The following is an 18,210-nucleotide window of genomic DNA, read 5'->3' on the forward strand; positions in this document are numbered from 1 at the left end:
CCCATAAAGGGGAATTTTTTTATGGGATAAATATGCATTGAATCAGGAGCATATAGACCGCCGTTCCTCCTCCAATGGAGAGGAGCATCTGGCGAAATTTCAGATGCAGCATCGCCGTCACAAGGATTCCTGCAAGCTCCGGCAGGCCGTGATTTCCGCTGAAGAATGTTGTGTCCTTGAGACAGTAGACGACGAGCATCCCAAAGACGGCAGCCGGGAGGACGTTGCCGAGATAGCGGACCATAGGCGGTGTCGGCTTCTTCTCCGAGAGCAGGAGAAAGGGGAGGGCGCGCGTGAGTACACTCGCAAGCGTGCAGAGCCCGATGGTGATACACTGCTCAGTGAACGTCATGCCGCCTCTCTCCCTTCGATGAAGGGGCGCAGTGCGAGGCATCCTGCGAGAATGATGAATATGGTCGGGAGCATAAAAGCGTCACGTCCAAAGACAGCAAGTGCGATGCCTGCAGCTGCAAGTCCGAGGATCCCCGTATAGTGCTGCGGATCATTCAGCCATTGCTCGATAAAGATGACAACGAAGAGCGCCGTCATCGCGAACTCAATGCCGTCTGTGTTGATGGGCAGCTGCGTGCCGACCAGTCCGCCGATAGTCGCGCCCGTGACCCAGTAGAGCTGGTTGAGAAGTGTGACAAAGAACATGAACCAGCCTGCGTCGATTCCCTGCGGAATCTTTGCCGTGTAGTTGATGGAGAAGGACTCGTCACACATACCGTAGATGAGGTAGGGCTTTTTCCAGCCTGTGCCGCGATATTTTTCAAACATGGAGATGCCGTAGAAGATGTGCCGCCCCTGCACCATCAGTGCGAGCAGGAAGGTCTGCATGGGGGCAAACGGACTCAGCAGGAGTGCCGTCGCGATGAATTCGAGCGAGCCGCCAAAGATGATCGCACTCATCGCCATCGGGTACCAGAACGAGAAGCCCGAGACGTTTGTATAGATGCCGTAGGCAAGCCCAAGAAAGAGGAAGCCCGCGAGGATGGGGACGGTGAAGGGGAAGGCGGCACGCAGAGCTGCGAGACGCGGATCGCCCGTGTGTGTCATGACTTGCTCCAATCACACGCGTCCGTATGCGCCGCAAGTACACCGATTGCCTGCAGTGTCGAGTAGATGCAGGTCGAGCCGACGAATGCCATGCCGCGTTTCTTTAGGTCATTCGACACCTTATCAGAGAGCGGCGAGGTTGTGCGCAGTTCGCAGCTCTCGCGTACAGGTTTTCCATCCGTAAACCCCCAGATATACCGATCAAACGAGCCAAACTCGCGCACGATGTCTAGGAAGATGCGGCTGTTCACAATGCTCGCCTCGATCTTACGCCGGTTGCGAACAATCCCAGCATCCTGCATCAATTCTTCGACCTTTGCCGCATCGAATGCCGCGACGCGCGCGGGGATGAAGCCCTCGTATGCGCGGCGAAAGTTCTCGCGCTTGTGCAGGATTGTCGCCCATGAAAGACCCGCCTGAAACGTCTCAAGGATGAAGAGCTCATAGAGTGTGCGGTCGTCGTGGAGCGGAACGCCCCACTCCTCGTCATGGTACTTCACATAGATGGGATCATCCAATTTGACCCAGCTGCACCGCGTGCATTTGTTTCCCATATCCCTACCTCCAAAATAAAAATGCCGGCGACCCTTCCCCCAGGGTTCCGGCTCATATTGTATAAAGATGGTCGGGATGACAGGATTTGAACCTGCGGCCTCATCGTCCCGAACGATGCGCTCTACCAAGCTGAGCCACATCCCGACATTGAGAGTATTTTAACGGTCTTTGCAGTGTTTGTCAAGTATCCGACTGTAACCGCAAAAGAAAAGCCACCGTCAACCGATGCGGTTAGCGGCAGCGTTCGTATCAAGTGGTGCGCCTGGGGGGATTCGAACCCTCGACCCACGGCTTAGAAGGCCGTTGCTCTATCCAACTGAGCTACAGGTGCAGTGGTCGGGATGACAGGATTTGAACCTGCGACATCTTGCTCCCAAAGCAAGCGCGCTACCAAACTGCGCTACATCCCGATATCGCCCTATTATAATGAGCGATCAGGGAAAAGTCAACCTATTTCACAATATGCTTGCCGCCGAGAAAGCGTGGCTTCCAGTAGTCGTTCGACAGCGCATCGACACGCACCCCCTTACTCGTAGAGGCATGGATGAACTCGTCCTTGCCGAGGTAGATGCCGCAGTGGGATGCACCCTTCTCGTACGTCTCGAAAAAAACGAGGTCGCCGGGCACGAGTTCCTTTGTGCTCTTTGTTCGGAGACCGAGCTTGTACTGCTCATCTGTTGTGCGTGGAATGGAAATGCCGTGCTTTTGAAAGACGTATTGAAGGTAGCCGGAGCAGTCAAATCCTTTCGGCGTTGTCCCACCGAATACATAGGGCGTTCCCATGTACGACTTCGCTGTCTTGATGACATCGGAGACCTTGCTTGCGGGCAGGATGGGCTTGCCGTTCGGCGCGAGCGGCTGGTTTTTCGCTGCGGGCGGCGGGACATCAATTCCCCACGTCTTCTTTGCGGGGAGCTCCTTGAGCGCACGCCACGTCGCGTTGTTGACTACGCCCGTGATCTTAATCTTGTTGTCACGTTGGAACTCGGCGACAGCACGTTCCGTCTCCTTGCCAAAGACGCCGTCCGCAGTCTTGATTTTGTAGCCTGCCTTCTGAAGTGCCTGTTGGAGGACGAGCACCTCATGCCCGTGTGAACCCTCGCGTAAGGTTGGGGAGGCAAACGCCGTACTTGCGGCAAGCATGAGTGCAATGCCGGTGCAGAGGAAGAGGCGGCGTTTCATGGAACAACATCCTTTCACTTTGTATTATGCATGCTGTACATGTTCAAGTCCCTGGCTGAGGAGCTTTAGCACGTGATCGTCGTCAATCGAGTAGAGTACCTCCTTGCCGTCACGTCGAAACTTGACGAGGCGGGCGGTGCGGAGAACGCGCAGCTGATGAGAGATGGCAGACTGTCCCATATCGAGACCGTCCGCGATGTCATAGACACGCAGCTCCTCTGCCATAGTGAGGAGAGAGAGAATCTTGATACGGGTCGGATCGCCGAGGGTCTTGAAGAGATCGGCGAGATGCTGTGCCGTATCCTGATCGATACATTTCATCGGGGCGGATGTCATACGTTAGAATATCCTTTCTTGCTGTCAGTAAATCTTGTTGATTTCAAATCCGTTCGACGCTAGGGCTGCGACGATGCGGTCGATGTGCTCCTGTCCGTGCGTCTCAACGGTGACGGTGAGCTGTACCTTCTGGAAACTGTCTGTTACCATTGTCTGATCATGGTCGAGACGGATGACGTTCGCGTCCTGTTCGGTGAGGATTTGCGCGACCGTCAGGAGCTGACCCGGCTTGTCGGGCAGCTGGACGGAGAAGCGGAACACTCTGCCGCGCGAGATGAGTGCCTTTGAGATGAGTGCGGAAATCGTGGAGATATCGATGTTGCCGCCGCTGATGAGCACGGCAACCTTCTTGTCCTTCATGCGGAGCTTGCTGAGAGCCGCGAGTGAGAGGACACCTGCGCCCTCGGCGATGAGCTTGTGCTTTTCGATGAGCGAGAGCAGGGCACTCATGATCTCCATCTCCGAGACCGTGATGATCTCGTCGAGATAGAGGCGGCAGAACTCGAGTGTGAGGTTGCCCGCTGTACGCACGGCACAGCCGTCCGCGACCGTGTCGGCAGAGGGGAGCGTGATCGTGCGGCCGCAGGAGAGTGCCGCCTTCATGCACGCGGCATTTTCCGGCTCAACACCGATGACCTTTACCTGCGGATTGACGAGCTTTGCGCCGAGTGCAACACCGGAGGCAAGCCCGCCGCCGCCGATGGGGACGAGGATTGCGTCCACATCCTTGAGTGCGTCAATCACCTCGAGAGCAATCGTGCCCTGTCCGACGAGTACATCGCGGTCGTTGAACGGGTGGATGTAGACATAGCCCTTTTCTTTTTGCAGTGTGAGGCTGTGTGCATAGGCATCGTCAAACCCGTTGCCGTGGAGGATGACCGTCGCGCCGAGCATACGTGTTGCCTCGACCTTGAGGATCGGCGTTGTTGCGGGCATACAGATGACGGCGTTTACACCGAGCTCCTGCGAGGCATAGGCAACACCCTGCGCGTGATTGCCGGCTGAGGCTGTGATGACCCCGCGCGCCTTTTCCTCCTCCGTGAGCATGGCGATGCGGTTGTATGCGCCGCGCAGCTTGAACGCGCCTGTCGTCTGGAGATTTTCGAGCTTCAGATAGGTCGCGTTGCCGGAGATATCGGAGAAGAACTCACTGTAAACCAGCGGTGTTTTTCGCACAATCCCTTCCAGTCGCTTTGCTGCGGCGTAGATGTCCGAAATACGTGTGGACTGAGCAACCTCCGCCTCTGTCTTCACAGTCTGTTCTTCTCCCATAATATGCGCTCCTTTACTCACTTATATGTAGAGTCAGTCTATCATTTTCGGTGGGGCACGTCAATTTTTTTTCGTTATGCAGAATAATCGTCGGAATAAAGAAGGAGTTTGACAGAATTTAGCGAATAAATACAACAAACAAGGCGGGACGGGAGGTGCGCGATGGAGCAAGAGCCGAAATACGCGCGCATTCTTGTACCTGTGGACGGCTCACGGGAGTCGCTGTGTGCTGTTCGTCTCGCGGGTGAGATGGCTCGCGTCATGCATGCGACAGTGTACTTTCTCTATGTATCCCCGTTCGACAAGCGTACGGATGAGGGAGAGGTGGCATGGCTGCCGGAGAGCGTGGTACGGCCGGCGGCGGAGGAGGCGCACGAGATCTTTTCCGCATCGGCAGCGCTCCTGCCCGATGTGGTGATGTCCGAGCGCGTGCACCGTACGGGTGTCCCTGCGGATCAGATCCTATGCTTCATCGACGAGGAGCACATTGATCTCGTTGTCATCGGTGGACGCAAACACTCACGCATGAGTGGATTCCTGCTCGGGAGCGTCACGCAGACCGTTTTGGAACATGCACATTCCAGCGTCATGGTCGCGGGAAGTGCGGATTAGATTTTATATGGTTCATGTTCTGTAAAGTGAGGAGGAACTGCCATGATGAAGAATATTTTGGTGCCGGTGGATGGCTCGGAGGGTGCCGACCGTGCGATTGAGAAAGCGGTGATGCTGGCGCAGACCTGTGGTGCAAAGCTGAACTTTCTCTATGTTGCAAACATCAATCAGCTCGCGATCAACGCTGTCCTCTCGGATGCGATCCTCGACTCCGTGACGAAGGCGGGGAATGTCATCCTTGACCGTGCGCTCGAGATGGTGCCCGCAGGCGTTGCAAAGGAGTCGTTCTCGGATACGGGCTCGCCCGCAGTGGTCATCCTCGACTTTGCAGAGACGAACGACATCGATCTCATCGTCATGGGCAGCCGCGGTCTCGGCGTGGTGAAGGGTGTTCTGCTCGGCAGTGTCAGCCAGTACGTCGTGGAGCAGTCGAAGTGCCCCGTGCTCGTCGTCAAGTGAGCGGCACACAGGCATAACTTTTGTGGGAAAGGAGCTGCAGCGGAGGTGTATGCTTTCGCCGCAGCTCTTTGACGTGCAATGGATAGGGGGGAAGTGCATGAGGGATCGGCGTTTTGCGCGAACGGAAATGCTCGTCGGCAGTACCGCATTGGAACGTCTTGCGGGAGCCTCCGTGGCTGTCTTCGGCATCGGCGGGGTCGGTTCGTATGCGGTTGAGGCACTGGCGCGCGCAGGGGTTGGCAGCCTCACGCTCGTCGACCATGATGTGATCGATGTGACAAACATCAACCGACAGATTCACGCGCTGACGGAGACCGTGGGCGCGGCAAAGACGGAGACGATGGCGCGCCGCATCCGCTCGATCAATTCCGCCTGTGCGGTGCGTGAGATCCGCGCATTCTATCAGCCTGAGGCGGCGGAGCAGTTCTTTCCCGAACCCTACGACTATGTGCTCGATGCCGTGGACACGGTGACGGCAAAGATTGACCTCGCCGTGCAGTGCCATCGGCGCGGCATTCCACTCATCGCGAGCATGGGGGCGGCGAACAAGATTGACCCTGCGCTCTTCGAGGTTATAGACATCTATCGAACGTCGGGCGACCCGCTCGCGCGCATCCTGCGAAAGAAGCTGAAGGAGCGCGGCATCCCACATCTGAGGGTCGTCTGCTCACGCGAGCGTCCGCGTACCCCCGCGATCGGGGAGGAGCAGCCCGCCGCAGGGCGTAACAGCGTTCCTGCAAGCATTTCCTTTGTGCCTTCTGCCGCAGGGCTGATTATGGCAGGGGCGGTCATTCGCGATCTATTGAACATCCGCGTGGAGGTATCATCATGAGAGTATCCGTACTGGGCTGTGGGCGTTGGGGGAGTTTTCATGCGTGGTATGCGCATCGCGTCGGGCACGCGGTCACGCTCTGGGGACGCGCGGGCTCGGCACATCTTGCACAGCTGCGCGGCACGCGGACGAATGAGTTCCTGACACTGCCCGAGGACATCTGCCTGACCGATGATCTTGCAACGGCAATTCGGACGGCGGAGATCGTCATTATCTCCATCCATGCGCAGGCACTGCGCTCCTTCCTCCACGACCTGCACACGCAGGGATACGGGGTGGAGCTGGCGAACAAATATGTCATCCTCTGCATGAAGGGGCTTGAGATCGGCACAGGCAAGCGTCTCACGACCGTTGTGCATGAGGAACTCGGGGCGGCGGTGCAGCCCGTTGTCTGGGTTGGTCCCGGTCATGTGCAGGACTTCGTACGCGGGATTCCGAACTGTATGGTGCTCGCGGGCGAGGACAGGGATGCTCTGCATACGCTCGTAGATGTGCTCGGCAGTCCGCTCATCCGCTTCTACTACGGTGAGGATTTGCTCGGCACGGAGGTCGGTGCGGCGGCGAAGAACGTCGTCGGACTCGCTGCGGGAATGCTCGACGGGCTCGACTACGGCAGCCTCAAGGGGGCACTCATGGCACGCGGTACGCGCGAACTCGTGCGGCTCGTACGCACGATGGGCGGCGACGGTGAGACGATCTACGGGCTCTCACATCTCGGCGACTACGAAGCGACGCTTTTCTCCCCGCATAGCAATAACCGCCGCTACGGGGAGGCGGTCGTGCGCGGCACAGCAGACGATTTTCACAAGATCGCCGAGGGGGTGTATACGGCGGAGGCACTTATGGCACTCTCGAAGGAGTACGGTGTCGATTTGCCGATTTCATCCACCGTTTACGAGATCGTTACGCAGGGGAAAGACCCGCGCGAGCAGCTCACGCGGCTTTTCCTGCGTGCGACCAAGAGTGAAAAGGAGTAGGGCATGGGCGAACGAAAGCACATCGATGTTGTTGCGGGAGCAATCCTGCGGGGCGGCAAGGTATACGGCGCGTGCCGCGGCTATGGTGCATATGCGGGTACCTGGGAGTTCGCGGGCGGTAAGGTAGAGAAGGGCGAGACGGACGAGGCGGCACTCGTGCGCGAGATTCGCGAGGAGCTCGGTGTTGAGGTCGCCGTGGAGCGGCTGCTCGGCATTGTCGATCATGACTATCCAGAGTACCACATGAATATGCGTCTCTACATCTGCCGACACATTGCAGGTGAGCCGCAGCTCTCCGTACACTCGGCGGGGCGGTGGCTCGGGCGTGCCGACCTTTACAGCGTTCCGTGGTTCGAGGCGGACATGGAGCTGATTCGGAAACTCGAGAGCGAGCTCGTCTGACGTTTGACAAATCCGTCTGCACAATGCTATAATACAAAACGAATTGATCCATGCCGAAGTGGCGGAATTGGCAGACGCAGCAGACTCAAAATCTGCCGTTGGCAACAACGTGCCGGTTCGACCCCGGCCTTCGGCACCATAACAGATGATTTCCCTAAGAGTGAACGCGATACTCTTAGGGATTTTTTGACAAATGCGGGATTTTTCCCTGTGCGGTGATTTATTGAGCGCGTATGGGTTGACAGTTCCCGTGGAAGCGCGTATATTAGACAGCAATAATTTTGAACGGATACAGAAAGGAAGGTTCCCCTTGGCGCATTATTACACCGAGCCATCACACACATTTGGAGAGTATCTGCTCATCCCTGGCTACTCCTCCGCTGAGTGTTTCCCTGCGAATGTCTCGCTGCGTACCCCGCTCGTCAAATATCACCGCGATGAAGAGCCGGCACTCACGATGAACATACCGATGACTTCTGCGATCATGCAGGCGGTCTCGAACGACACGATGGCGATTGCCCTCGCAAAGCAGGGCGGCGTTTCCTTCATCTATGGATCGCAGTCCATCGAGGAAGAAGCGGCGATGGTCTCCCGCGTGAAAAACTACAAGTCGGGATTCGTCAGCAGTGACTCGAACATCAGCCCCGACACGACACTCGGCGGCGTACTCGATCTCCTCGCAAAGACGGGGCACTCCACGATGGCGGTCACGGAGGACGGATCGGCGAACGGTAAGCTCGTCGGCATCGTGACGAGCCGCGACTATCGTGTCTCGCGTATGTCACTCGATACGAAGGTCGCAACCTTTATGACACCGTTTGAAAAACTTGTCTGGGCGGATGCGGACTCCACAACCCTCACGCAGGCGAATGATTTGATCTGGGAACGCAAGCTGAACATGCTCCCGCTCATCGACAAGAACCAGCGTCTGCGCTACATGGTATTCCGCAAGGACTACACGGACAACAAGGAGAATGAGCTTGAGCTGACCGACGACAACAAGAGCTACATCGTCGGCGCGGGTATCAACACGCGTGACTACGCCGAGCGCGTTCCGGCTCTGATCGAAGCGGGTGCCGATGTCCTCTGCATCGACTCCTCCGAGGGATTCTCCGAGTGGCAGCGTCTGACGATCCAGCACATCCGCGAGGAGTACGGTGACACGGTCAAGGTCGGCGCGGGCAACATTGTCGATGGTGAGGGCTTCCGCTTCCTCGCGAATGCGGGCGCAGACTTCATCAAGGTCGGCATCGGCGGCGGCTCCATCTGTATCACGCGCGAGACGAAGGGCATCGGCCGCGGGCAGGCAACCGCGCTCATCGACGTGTGTGCCGAGCGCGACAAGTATTTCAAGGAAACGGGCGTCTACATCCCCATCTGCTCGGACGGCGGCATCGTCTACGACTACCACATGACGCTTGCCCTTGCGATGGGCGCAGACTTCCTCATGCTCGGACGATACTTCTCGCGGTTTGATGAGAGCCCGACGGATCGTGTCATGGTGAATGGTACGTACTACAAAGAGTACTGGGGCGAGGGCTCGAACCGCGCACGCAACTGGCAGCGTTACGACCTCGGCGGCAGCAAGAAACTGTCCTTTGAGGAGGGCGTGGACTCCTATGTTCCGTATGCGGGCCCGCTCAAGGAGAACGTTGAGACAACCCTCTCCAAGATCCGCTCGACCATGTGCAACTGCGGCGCACTCAGTCTCCCCGAGTTCCGCGACAAGGCGAAGCTCACACTCGTCTCCTCGACCAGTATTGTCGAGGGCGGTGCACACGATGTCATCCTGCGCGACAAGCTCGGACGGGACTGACGAACACATAGCGATGATAAAACCTTCTCTGCCGAATGTGTGCAGAGAAGGTTTTTCTTTTGTCTGCGACGAATCCCACTGGAAGAAACGCCCGATGTCTGATAAAATAGAAGGAGGTGGAAAACAGCAGGAAGGGCGGTGCGGGATGATTGAGCAGAAGCCATTTTTTAGGAACTTGGATGAACGGACGTTCAATCCAATGAATGATGTAGCGTTCAAATTTATCTTTGGAAAGGAAGAGCGCAAGCGGATTACGATTGATTTTCTCAATGCAGTTCTGGAAGAATCACTCGGACACGAGATCAAGGACATCACGTTTCGCCAGTCGGAGATGCTGCCCGACAGCGATGAGGGGAAGATGTCACGCCTCGATATTGTCTGTGCGCTCGATACGGGGGAATTGGTCGATGTCGAAGTACAGGTGGTCAATCAGCAGAATATGCAGCGGCGAACGCTGTTCTACTGGTCACGCCTTTATATGCTTTCACTGACGTGCGGCGGAGACTACGACATTCTGCGCCCTGCCATCACCATCAATCTTCTTGCATTTGAAATGCTGCCGCAGGAAGATCCTGTTGCCATGTATAGTATCTACAATATCGAAAATGGCGATCGCCTGAACAACGATATGGAGCTGTATTTTATCGAGCTGCCGAAATATGAGCGCAAACCAAAGAAAAGCATTCGTGAGTCCACGAAGATGGAACGATGGCTTGCGTACTTTGCAAATAAGATGACCGATCAGGAAAGGGAGGAGTTAGCGATGAGTGAGGCCGCAATCAGAGAAGCAATGGAAGCGGAGCGGATTTTCCTGTCTGACCCGGATGTGTATCTCAGCTATGTGAACCGGCAAATGGCGATTATGGACTTCAATACGAATGTGAAATACGCACTGAAAGAAGGCCGCGAGAAGGGGCTTGTGGAAGGCCGTGAAGAGGGACGTGCCGAAGGACGCGAAGAAGGACGTGCCGAAGGACGCGCCGAGGGACGTGAAGAAGGAGAAAATCGTATGGCACGGCTCTTGACTATGCTCTATGAAAAGGGAGAGAAGGAGGAAGCGCGGCAGGCGGCGATGAATCCAGAGGCACGTTACAGGCTCTATGAGAAATATCATATTGAGTAATATTTGAGCGTGTACGCAGGAAAGGAGGTGTGCCTTGCTCGTCGGGATACAGGATGAAATACTGCGGCTGAATGCGAAGGGCTTGCTTGCCCCGCTGCTGGCAGATAAGACGACAAAGCGAAATATCCTCTGGGCGACCGATGCCTATCGTGCGCTCGGCTATTCCTACGAGCAGACGCAGGAAATCCGACCCGCGCTCATCACGGGAGAGCACTCGGATGTGATCAAGACGCGTGCACGCAAGGAGATGGAGCAGCAGTCGGAGCGGACGCGTCGTCATGCGGAGGTGTTCACCCCGCTCCACATTTGCCGCAGGATGATTGCAGAGGCGGATGCTCTGTACTTCGGCGGGCACGATCCGTTTATGAGGGATGGTGTTCCTGCGGAGCGCGTCAGCTTTCCTCGTCGGAAGAAATGGCAGCACTACGTTGATGCGCGGCGGCTTGAGATCACCTGCGGCGAGGCCCCGTATCTCGTACACCGCTACGATGTCGCGACGATGGAGAGCGTCCCGCTCGCCGAGCGGCAGGGCATCCTTGACCGCAAGCTGCGCGTGGTGACGGAGAACGCTGTCGATGAAACGGCATGGATGAAGTGGGCGCTGCGTGCCTATCAGGCGACGTACGGCTACGAGTTCCAGGGGGATAACCTGCTGATCGCGCGTGTGAACCTCCTTATGACATTCGAGGAATATCTGCGTGCACGATGGCGGCGCAAACCGACGGAGCGCGAATACCGTGCGATTGTGCGGACGATTGTCTGGAATCTCTGGCAGATGGACGGGATTCGCGGGACGATTCCCTGTGTGTCGGCAGAACATGAGCCGATGGAGCTCTCTCTCTTTGAGCCGCCCGAGGAGGTGGAGACATTCAGTCTCTTTCCCGCCCATATGGAAGAGACTGCGGTGGTGCGTATCTATGACTGGCGGCGGCAGAGCGGACTGGAGCATCGTAGAGTGAACACGGGAGGACGGACAATGAAGTTCGATTTTGTGATTGGAAATCCGCCATACAACGATGATTTCAATAATTGGGGAAATAATGCCAACTTTGCAAAGCCTATTTATAATTTGTTCATCGACGAAGCGCGAAAACTATCGGACAAAGTCACGTTGATACACCCTGCACGTTTCTTGTTCAACGCGGGCAGCACACCGAAGGACTGGAATAAAAAGATGCTTAGCGATGAACATTTTAAGGTACTCTTTTACGAACCAAACAGCGCAAAGGTATTCCCCAACACGGATATCAAAGGTGGTGTTGCCATCACATACTATGATGCAGGAAAAACATTCGAGCCGATAGGGACGTTTACGGCATTTGAAGAACTGAACAGCATCTTGAAAAAAGTTGAGCCGAGGATTGAACAGTCACTCGGGACAATTATCTCTGGACGTGGTGTATATAGGTTATCTGCAAAAGCATTGGACGAGTACCCGGAGATAGAGGATATTCAATCCAAAGGGCATAAATTCGATGTTGGAACCGGAGCGTTTCAAAAGTTGGAAGGAATTGTATTTTTTAAGGAAAAACCTCTTGACAATCATGAATATGTGCGGTTTTTAGGTTTGATGAAAGGTAAGCGGGTCTGGTATTGGGCACGAAAGGATTTTCAAGACCCTCCAGATAGTTTTTATTCGTTCAAGGTGTTTATCCCCGAAGCAAACGGTTCTGGAGCGTTAGGTGAGGTGCTAAGTACGCCCCTCATAGGGGCTCCCCTCATAGGGGCTACTGAAACCTTCTTAAGTATTGGTGCATTTGCGACAGAACGAGAGGCTGCGAATTGTCTGAAATATGTTAAGGGTAAATTTGCGCGTGCCATGCTTGGTGTGTTGAAAATTACGCAGCATAACACACGTGAAAAATGGGTCTATGTTCCTATGCAAGATTTTTCCTCCTCCTCGGATATTGACTGGTCGCAGTCCATTGCGGAGATCGACCAACGGCTCTATGCGAAGTACGGACTTTCGGCGGAGGAGATTGCCTTTATCGAGTCCCATGTAAAGGAGATGACGTAATGGCGGTGCAGATCAATTCGTTTGCGCGTATTGTCCCGATGATCTATGCCTATAACACACCTGGTGTCTCCTATCACGAGGGCTGGACGAAGGTCGGCTACACGGAGCGGCAGACGGTCGAGCAGCGTATTGCACAGCAGACGCATACGGCGCATATCCACTGGGAACTGGCGTGGGCGGATAATGCAATGTATAAGGACAGCTCGGGCGAATATTTCACTGACCACGATTTTCATGCCTATTTGGAATCTTTGCAGGTGGCGCGTGAGCCGCATACGGAGTGGTTTCATGCGGACGGTATGACGCTGCTCGGACATTTTCATCGTTTTGCGAGCCGCAAAGAACCCCAGACGACGGAAAAACATACATACGAGCTGCGCCGCGAGCAGAAGGATGCCGTGCAGATGACGGCGGACTACTTCAAGAATGGCGGGACGGAGTTCCTCTGGAATGCGAAGCCCCGTTTTGGAAAGACGTTGACCTCGTACGATCTCATCCGCAGGATGGGCTTTACGAAGGTGTTGATCGTGACGAACCGCCCGAGCATTGCGAACTCGTGGGCGGAGGATTTTCACCGCTTCATTGCATGGCGCGGTGACCTCGCCTTTGTCTCGGATACGGAGGCTCTGCGCTCCCGTGCAGGGGTTCTCAGTCGAGAGGCATACATGGCTCTTCCCAATATGGAGGAGGTCGGCATGGTGGCGTTTGAGTCTCTGCAGGGGCTCAAGGGCTCGCGCTATTTTGGCGGGGATATTGACAAGCTGCTTTGGGTGAGCAAGCTCTCCTTTGATCTTCTCATCGTGGATGAGGCGCAGGAGGGCGTGGATACGATGCGCACGGAGCGTGCGTTTCGTCAGATTCATCGTGCGCATACGCTCTATCTCTCCGGGACTCCGTTCAAGGCTCTTGCGAGTGCGCAGTTCGCGGCAAATCAGATCTATAACTGGTCGTATGCGGACGAGCAGGAGGCAAAGGCGCACTGGGCGGGGGACGGGTACAATCCATACGAGCCGCTGCCGCAGCTCTCGATGTTCACGTATCAGCTCTCGCCGATGATTGCGGAGGATCTGCGGCAGGGGATGGAGCTCGATGACGAGAGCGTGGACTACGCGTTTGATCTGAACGAGTTCTTTGCCACGGATGCGGGTGAGCGATTCGTCCACGAGGCAGAGATTCGGAAGTTCCTTCATGCACTCAGTACGAATGAAAAATATCCGTTCTCGACGGAGGAACTGCGTGCGGAGCTGCCGCATACGCTCTGGCTGCTGAACCGCATTGCGAGTGCCAAGGCTCTGGCGCGGCTGCTGCGCGAAGATCCCGTCTTTCGGGATTATGAGGTCGTGCTCGCGGCGGGAGACGGTGCACTCGATGATGTGCGTGCGAATGATGCGGCGTATGACCGTGTGCGCGAGACAATCCGTAAACATGCGCGGACGATTACACTGAGTGTGGGGCAGCTGACGGTGGGGGTGACGATCCCGGAGTGGTGCGGTGTGCTGATGCTGTGCAATCTGCAGAGTCCATCCTCCTATATGCAGGCGGCATTTCGTGCGCAGAATCCGTGTACGCTGACGGTCAACGGACAGCGTATGCGTAAGGAGCGGGCGTATGTCTTTGACTTCGACCCCGCACGAACGCTCATCATTTTTGACGAGTTCGCAAACAATCTCTCGCCAGAGACTGCCGATGGGCGCGGAACGGGGGCGGCGCGTGAGACGAATATCCGCCGTCTGCTGAACTTCTTTCCTGTGCTCGGCGAGGATGATGCGGGGCGTATGGTGCAGCTGGATGCGGCGCAGGTGCTGTCCATTCCGAGAAGGCTTAAGAGTATGGAGGTGGTGCGGCGCGGTTTCCTGTCGAACTTCCTGTTTCAGAACATCGGGAATGTCTTTGGTGCGCCTGCGATTGTGCGTGAGATCATGGAGAAGCTGACACCGGCGCAGGAGGAGACGCGCAAAAACAATGCGCCGCCTCTCGATGATCTCTCGTCCGTTGCGGTGGATGAGAACGGTGATGTGGCGATCTCCAATGAGATTGTGATCGGGCAGACGCGGGATATTTTTGGTGCGAAGCACTACGCTGAGATCGAGGAGCATATCGCGCCGCACATTGACCGCATCTCGGTGAGTGACGGGGCTGCAGTGGTGCAGGCATCGATGGAGCGGCTTGCGGCATCGGTGAAGGAGAAGGTGCGCACGGAGATTGTTGCGCCTGTGGCAGATGCCTACGAGGTAAAGGCTGGTATGCGGAAGCGTCTGCAGGAGCAGACGGAGCGCGAGATTGATCGGCGGCTTGCGGAGCTGCGCGAGGACTATGTGCAGGAGGAGAATATCGCACGGGCAGAACTGGAGCGTCAGCGTTCCATCGCCGAAACGACAGCAGAGGTGCAGGCGGCGGAGGAGAGTTTTGATGCACGCATTTCCGAGGCACTGGACGCGCTCAAGGCATCGGCGGTGGTCGTGGTCAAGGAGACGATCGAGAACAAGCCCGCCGAGCTCGTGGAGCGCATGGAGCGTGTGAAGGCAGAGGAGAAGAAGCGTACGGTGGAGGATGAGGTGCGTGCGCGGCTGCGCGGATTCTCGCGGACGATTCCGAGCTTTATCATGGCGTATGGCGATGAGAACATGACGCTCGCGAACTTCGACGACTATACGGATGACGATGTGTTCGAGGAGGTTACGGGCATCAGCGAGGAAGATTTTCGCTTTCTGCGTGATGGCGGGACATATCGGAATCCGGAGACGGGGGCAGAGGAGCCGTTCGCGGGTCATATCTTCGATGAGGTGGTCTTTAACGACTCAATCGCCGAGTTCTGGCGGAAGAAAGAGGAGCTGGCGAACTACTTTGACGAGGGGCATACCGAGGATATCTTCGACTATATCCCGCCGCAGAAGACGAACCAGATCTTTACGCCACGCCGCGTTGTGCAGCAGATGGTGGACGCGCTCGAACGAGAGAATCCCGGCTGCTACGATGATCCGACGCACAAGTTTGCCGATCTCTATATGAAGTCGGGGCTCTATATAACGGAGATTGTGAAGCGGCTCTATCACTCGGACAAAATAAAAGCAGAATACCCGAACGACGCGGAGCGTATTCGACATATTCTGCAGCATCAGGTCTATGGGATGGCACCGACGCGTATCATCTACCTCATCGCGACGAATTACATTCTGGGCTTCGATGCGACGATGCGTGCGGAGACGCGTAACTTTGTGCAGGCGGACGCAGCACAGGCGGCGAAGGAGGGGCGACTCGCGGAGCTGGTGGAGGAGCACTTTGGCTGAGTGCTATCCCTTCGCTATAAAGGTGCGGTAGGTGCGCTCCATCTCCTTGCGCGTCTTGCTTGCGGGCCAAAGCTCGCCGAGTGCACCCTCACGCATCCCTGCGGCGAGGTGGTTGTAGAGGTTCGGATTATCCTTGCCGAGCGTTTCGATCAGCTCCTTGACGGTCTGACGTGTGGTGTTGCCGTTGTGGGGGCAGGGCGAGGGGATCGGCGTGAAGCCGTGGTATTGGATCGCGTCGATGATTTCTTGCTCGCGAAAGTAGACGAGGGGGCGGATGACGGTGATGTCCGTCTTATCGAGATAGGTTTTGGGGCGGAACGTGTTCAGCTGCCCCGAGTAGAATAAACTCATGAGAAAGGTCTCTACCGCATCGTCATGGTGATGCGCGTAGGCGACCTTATTCATTTGATGCTCTACGGCGTAGCGGTTGACTGCGCCGCGCCGGAAGAACGCGCAGGTGAAGCAGGGGCTTTTGTCGTCCTGCTCCGCAATCGCACCCGCGATATCGACATCGACCACCTCATAGGGAACATCGAGCTTCTTGCAAAATGACGCAATCGCATCGGTATCGAACGGATCGTCGAACTGCGGATTGACGGTGAATGCCGCGATGGTAAAGTCCTTTTTCAGACGCTCGCGCAGGATGGCGAGGGCGTAGGTGAGAAAGATGCTGTCCTTGCCGCCCGATACACCGATCAAGATGCGGTCGCCCTGCTCGATCAGCTCGAACTCCACGACGGCACGCATGAGCTTGCTGAAATAGGACTGTGGAATGTTGATATTCAATGAAAACTTCCTCTATTCTTTATGGCAGAGATAGACGCCGAGAACGCCGCTCTTGAGGGAGACGGTAAACGTGTTCTTGGTGTTTTCGTGTGCGAGCACGTTGCTGATTGCAAGTGACGCACGATTTGTGATGCACGCATCCCGCAGTTCCCAATACAGCCCATGCGTTGTTACGCCCGTACATTCCTCCATAAAGGGGAGGAGGGAGATGGCACGCGGAGGCGTGTCGCAGGTCACGGTGAGCGATTCGCCCGCATGGAGATAGAAAAGAGTTTCGCGTTCATCCGCAAGCACGCAGGGAATATTGGCGTGTGCGGCGACGGCGGCAGTACTCATGAGATGGTCGAGCCGCCCGCCGAATGCTGCTGTTAGAATGACAAGCGGACGAGTGATGAAATTCTCTGCGGCAATTTGAAGCGCAAGCTCCGTATCTGTGAAATCCTTCTCGGGCAGGAAGGCGTGTACCTGTGCGCCGCTCTCTTTCGCCCAAGTCCATGCGCCGCAGTCGGCACTATCGCCGTCGCCGATCAGATGGACGGGTGGAAGTCTTAGTGCATAGCAGATATTTACACCTCGGTCAATCGCCAAGATGGGGCGATTGGTACTGCCCTTTTCGGATTGCTGAACGAGCTGTGTCAGCCAATCTTTTGCCGGTGTTCGCCCTCCGCCAATGCAGATAATCTCCTGCGACGGTGCACATGGCAGCGTTGCATGGAGATTTGGGAGGATAAGAGCGTGTTTGTATTCATGCATGACAATATTTCCTTTGTCGTGTTTATGTGGTAAAATAATTATATCATACGTTATTTTTGACGAAAAGCAAAAAAGATAAAAAAGGGGGTTGACGAAGGGAAAGCATCTGTGTTATATTATGACAGTCGCGCCGATGAGAGCCGCAGGGGTCGGGAACGAACCTTGAAGCCTTACGTGGTGCAGGATGTACCCTGAAAACTACACAATGCAAAACATGTTAGAATTGAACTAACAAGCCAGATGCAACATCGTTGATGTTAGTCAACGAACACAATTCTTTTACAAGAATGAACTTTTGAGCCAACAGGCTCTTCACTTTAGCGGAGAGTTTGATCCTGGCTCAGGACGAACGCTGGCGGCGTGCTTAACACATGCAAGTCGAACGGAGCGAATGAAAGCTTGCTTTTATGAGCTTAGTGGCAAACGGGTGAGTAACACGTAGACAACCTGCCGACAGGATGGGGACAACATTCCGAAAGGAATGCTAATACCGAATGAAGCGGAGGAGAGGCATCTCTCCTCCGTGAAAGATGGCCTCTGAATATGCTATCACCTGTCGATGGGTCTGCGTCTGATTAGCTAGTTGGTGAGGTAACGGCTCACCAAGGCGACGATCAGTAGCCGGTCTGAGAGGATGAACGGCCACATTGGGACTGAGACACGGCCCAGACTCCTACGGGAGGCAGCAGTGGGGAATCTTCCGCAATGGGCGCAAGCCTGACGGAGCAACGCCGCGTGAGTG

General features: G+C 55.9%; 17 protein-coding genes, 4 tRNA genes and 1 rRNA gene. 11 read left to right on the plus strand and 11 right to left on the minus strand.

The genetic code is table 11. The features are described from left to right. Window positions 1-19 precede the first annotated feature (19 nt). The 9 genes from HMPREF9334_RS05960 to ilvA all read right to left on the minus strand — a co-directional run bounded on the left by HMPREF9334_RS05960 (window position 20) and on the right by ilvA (window position 4,404). Window positions 20-352: a branched-chain amino acid transporter permease gene (locus tag HMPREF9334_RS05960; protein WP_006692583.1), complete on the minus strand. Its 333-nt coding sequence runs from the start codon at window positions 350-352 to the stop codon at window positions 20-22. After that, window positions 349-1,059, minus strand: a complete 711-nt coding sequence (locus tag HMPREF9334_RS05965; protein ID WP_006692584.1) for an AzlC family ABC transporter permease — start codon at window positions 1,057-1,059, stop codon at window positions 349-351. The genes HMPREF9334_RS05960 and HMPREF9334_RS05965 overlap by 4 nt, the downstream gene beginning before the upstream one ends. Then, window positions 1,056-1,613 carry a DNA-3-methyladenine glycosylase I gene (locus tag HMPREF9334_RS05970; RefSeq protein WP_006692585.1) on the minus strand — a complete coding sequence of 186 codons (558 nt, stop codon included), beginning with the start codon at window positions 1,611-1,613 and terminating at the stop codon, window positions 1,056-1,058. The genes HMPREF9334_RS05965 and HMPREF9334_RS05970 overlap by 4 nt, the downstream gene beginning before the upstream one ends. 68 nt (window positions 1,614-1,681) lie before the next feature. After that, a tRNA-Pro gene (locus HMPREF9334_RS05975) sits at window positions 1,682-1,758 on the minus strand. Window positions 1,759-1,868: 110 nt separating this feature from the next. Then, window positions 1,869-1,945: transfer RNA gene (locus tag HMPREF9334_RS05980), tRNA-Arg, on the minus strand. A 2-nt stretch (window positions 1,946-1,947) separates the two neighbouring features. Beyond that, window positions 1,948-2,024: transfer RNA gene (locus HMPREF9334_RS05985), tRNA-Pro, on the minus strand. 40 nt (window positions 2,025-2,064) lie between these two features. Beyond that, complete coding sequence (locus HMPREF9334_RS05990; RefSeq protein ID WP_039957328.1) at window positions 2,065-2,796, minus strand: NlpC/P60 family protein; 732 nt, start codon at window positions 2,794-2,796, stop codon at window positions 2,065-2,067. Between the two features lie 24 nt (window positions 2,797-2,820). Then, the gene (locus HMPREF9334_RS05995) at window positions 2,821-3,132 is read right to left on the minus strand and encodes an ArsR/SmtB family transcription factor (protein WP_006692587.1); all 312 of its coding nucleotides are present in this window, start codon (window positions 3,130-3,132) and stop codon (window positions 2,821-2,823) included. 24 nt (window positions 3,133-3,156) lie between these two features. Beyond that, window positions 3,157-4,404, minus strand: coding sequence for a threonine ammonia-lyase (gene ilvA, locus HMPREF9334_RS06000; RefSeq protein ID WP_006692588.1), 1,248 nt, complete (start codon window positions 4,402-4,404; stop codon window positions 3,157-3,159). Between the two features lie 162 nt (window positions 4,405-4,566). On the opposite strand from ilvA, the gene HMPREF9334_RS06005 reads away from it, so the two are divergent. From HMPREF9334_RS06005 to HMPREF9334_RS06050, 10 genes are all read left to right on the plus strand, one after another. Next, window positions 4,567-5,016, plus strand: a complete 450-nt coding sequence (locus tag HMPREF9334_RS06005; RefSeq protein WP_006692589.1) for a universal stress protein — start codon at window positions 4,567-4,569, stop codon at window positions 5,014-5,016. Between the two features lie 42 nt (window positions 5,017-5,058). Continuing rightward, the gene (locus tag HMPREF9334_RS06010; RefSeq protein WP_006692590.1) at window positions 5,059-5,475 is read left to right on the plus strand and encodes a universal stress protein; all 417 of its coding nucleotides are present in this window, start codon (window positions 5,059-5,061) and stop codon (window positions 5,473-5,475) included. A 97-nt stretch (window positions 5,476-5,572) separates the two neighbouring features. Next, window positions 5,573-6,307 carry a tRNA threonylcarbamoyladenosine dehydratase gene (locus HMPREF9334_RS06015; RefSeq protein WP_039957330.1) on the plus strand — a complete coding sequence of 245 codons (735 nt, stop codon included), beginning with the start codon at window positions 5,573-5,575 and terminating at the stop codon, window positions 6,305-6,307. Next, a complete protein-coding gene (locus HMPREF9334_RS06020) occupies window positions 6,304-7,284 on the plus strand; it encodes an NAD(P)H-dependent glycerol-3-phosphate dehydrogenase (RefSeq protein WP_006692592.1) in 981 nt (326 codons plus the stop codon). Before HMPREF9334_RS06015 ends, HMPREF9334_RS06020 begins: the two co-directional genes overlap by 4 nt. A gap of 3 nt (window positions 7,285-7,287) precedes the next feature. Then, the gene (locus HMPREF9334_RS06025) at window positions 7,288-7,686 is read left to right on the plus strand and encodes a (deoxy)nucleoside triphosphate pyrophosphohydrolase (protein ID WP_006692593.1); all 399 of its coding nucleotides are present in this window, start codon (window positions 7,288-7,290) and stop codon (window positions 7,684-7,686) included. Window positions 7,687-7,738: 52 nt separating this feature from the next. After that, a tRNA-Leu gene (locus HMPREF9334_RS06030) sits at window positions 7,739-7,825 on the plus strand. A gap of 171 nt (window positions 7,826-7,996) precedes the next feature. Next, window positions 7,997-9,502 (plus strand): IMP dehydrogenase, encoded by a 1,506-nt coding sequence (locus HMPREF9334_RS06035; protein ID WP_006692594.1) that lies wholly within the window; start codon window positions 7,997-7,999, stop codon window positions 9,500-9,502. A gap of 175 nt (window positions 9,503-9,677) precedes the next feature. Then, a complete protein-coding gene (locus HMPREF9334_RS06040) occupies window positions 9,678-10,625 on the plus strand; it encodes an Rpn family recombination-promoting nuclease/putative transposase (protein WP_245535229.1) in 948 nt (315 codons plus the stop codon). A 34-nt stretch (window positions 10,626-10,659) separates the two neighbouring features. Then, window positions 10,660-12,642 carry an Eco57I restriction-modification methylase domain-containing protein gene (locus tag HMPREF9334_RS06045; protein WP_039957334.1) on the plus strand — a complete coding sequence of 661 codons (1,983 nt, stop codon included), beginning with the start codon at window positions 10,660-10,662 and terminating at the stop codon, window positions 12,640-12,642. After that, a complete protein-coding gene (locus HMPREF9334_RS06050; protein WP_006692597.1) occupies window positions 12,642-15,929 on the plus strand; it encodes a DEAD/DEAH box helicase family protein in 3,288 nt (1,095 codons plus the stop codon). The genes HMPREF9334_RS06045 and HMPREF9334_RS06050 overlap by 1 nt, the downstream gene beginning before the upstream one ends. Window positions 15,930-15,932: 3 nt before the next feature. On the opposite strand, the gene HMPREF9334_RS06055 is transcribed toward HMPREF9334_RS06050, so the two are convergent. Then, entirely contained in the window at window positions 15,933-16,715 is a 783-nt protein-coding gene (locus tag HMPREF9334_RS06055) for a tRNA 2-thiocytidine biosynthesis TtcA family protein (protein WP_006692598.1), read from the minus strand. 12 nt (window positions 16,716-16,727) lie between these two features. Then, window positions 16,728-17,468 (minus strand): thiamine diphosphokinase, encoded by a 741-nt coding sequence (locus HMPREF9334_RS06060; protein WP_006692599.1) that lies wholly within the window; start codon window positions 17,466-17,468, stop codon window positions 16,728-16,730. 317 nt (window positions 17,469-17,785) lie between these two features. Here HMPREF9334_RS06060 and HMPREF9334_RS06065 point away from each other — a divergent pair. Further along, window positions 17,786-18,210, plus strand: a 16S ribosomal RNA gene (locus HMPREF9334_RS06065); the annotation flags it as partial.

The sequence above is a fragment of the Centipeda infelix ATCC 43532 genome (genome assembly GCF_000234095.1).
Lineage (GTDB): Bacteria > Bacillota > Negativicutes > Selenomonadales > Selenomonadaceae > Centipeda > Centipeda infelix.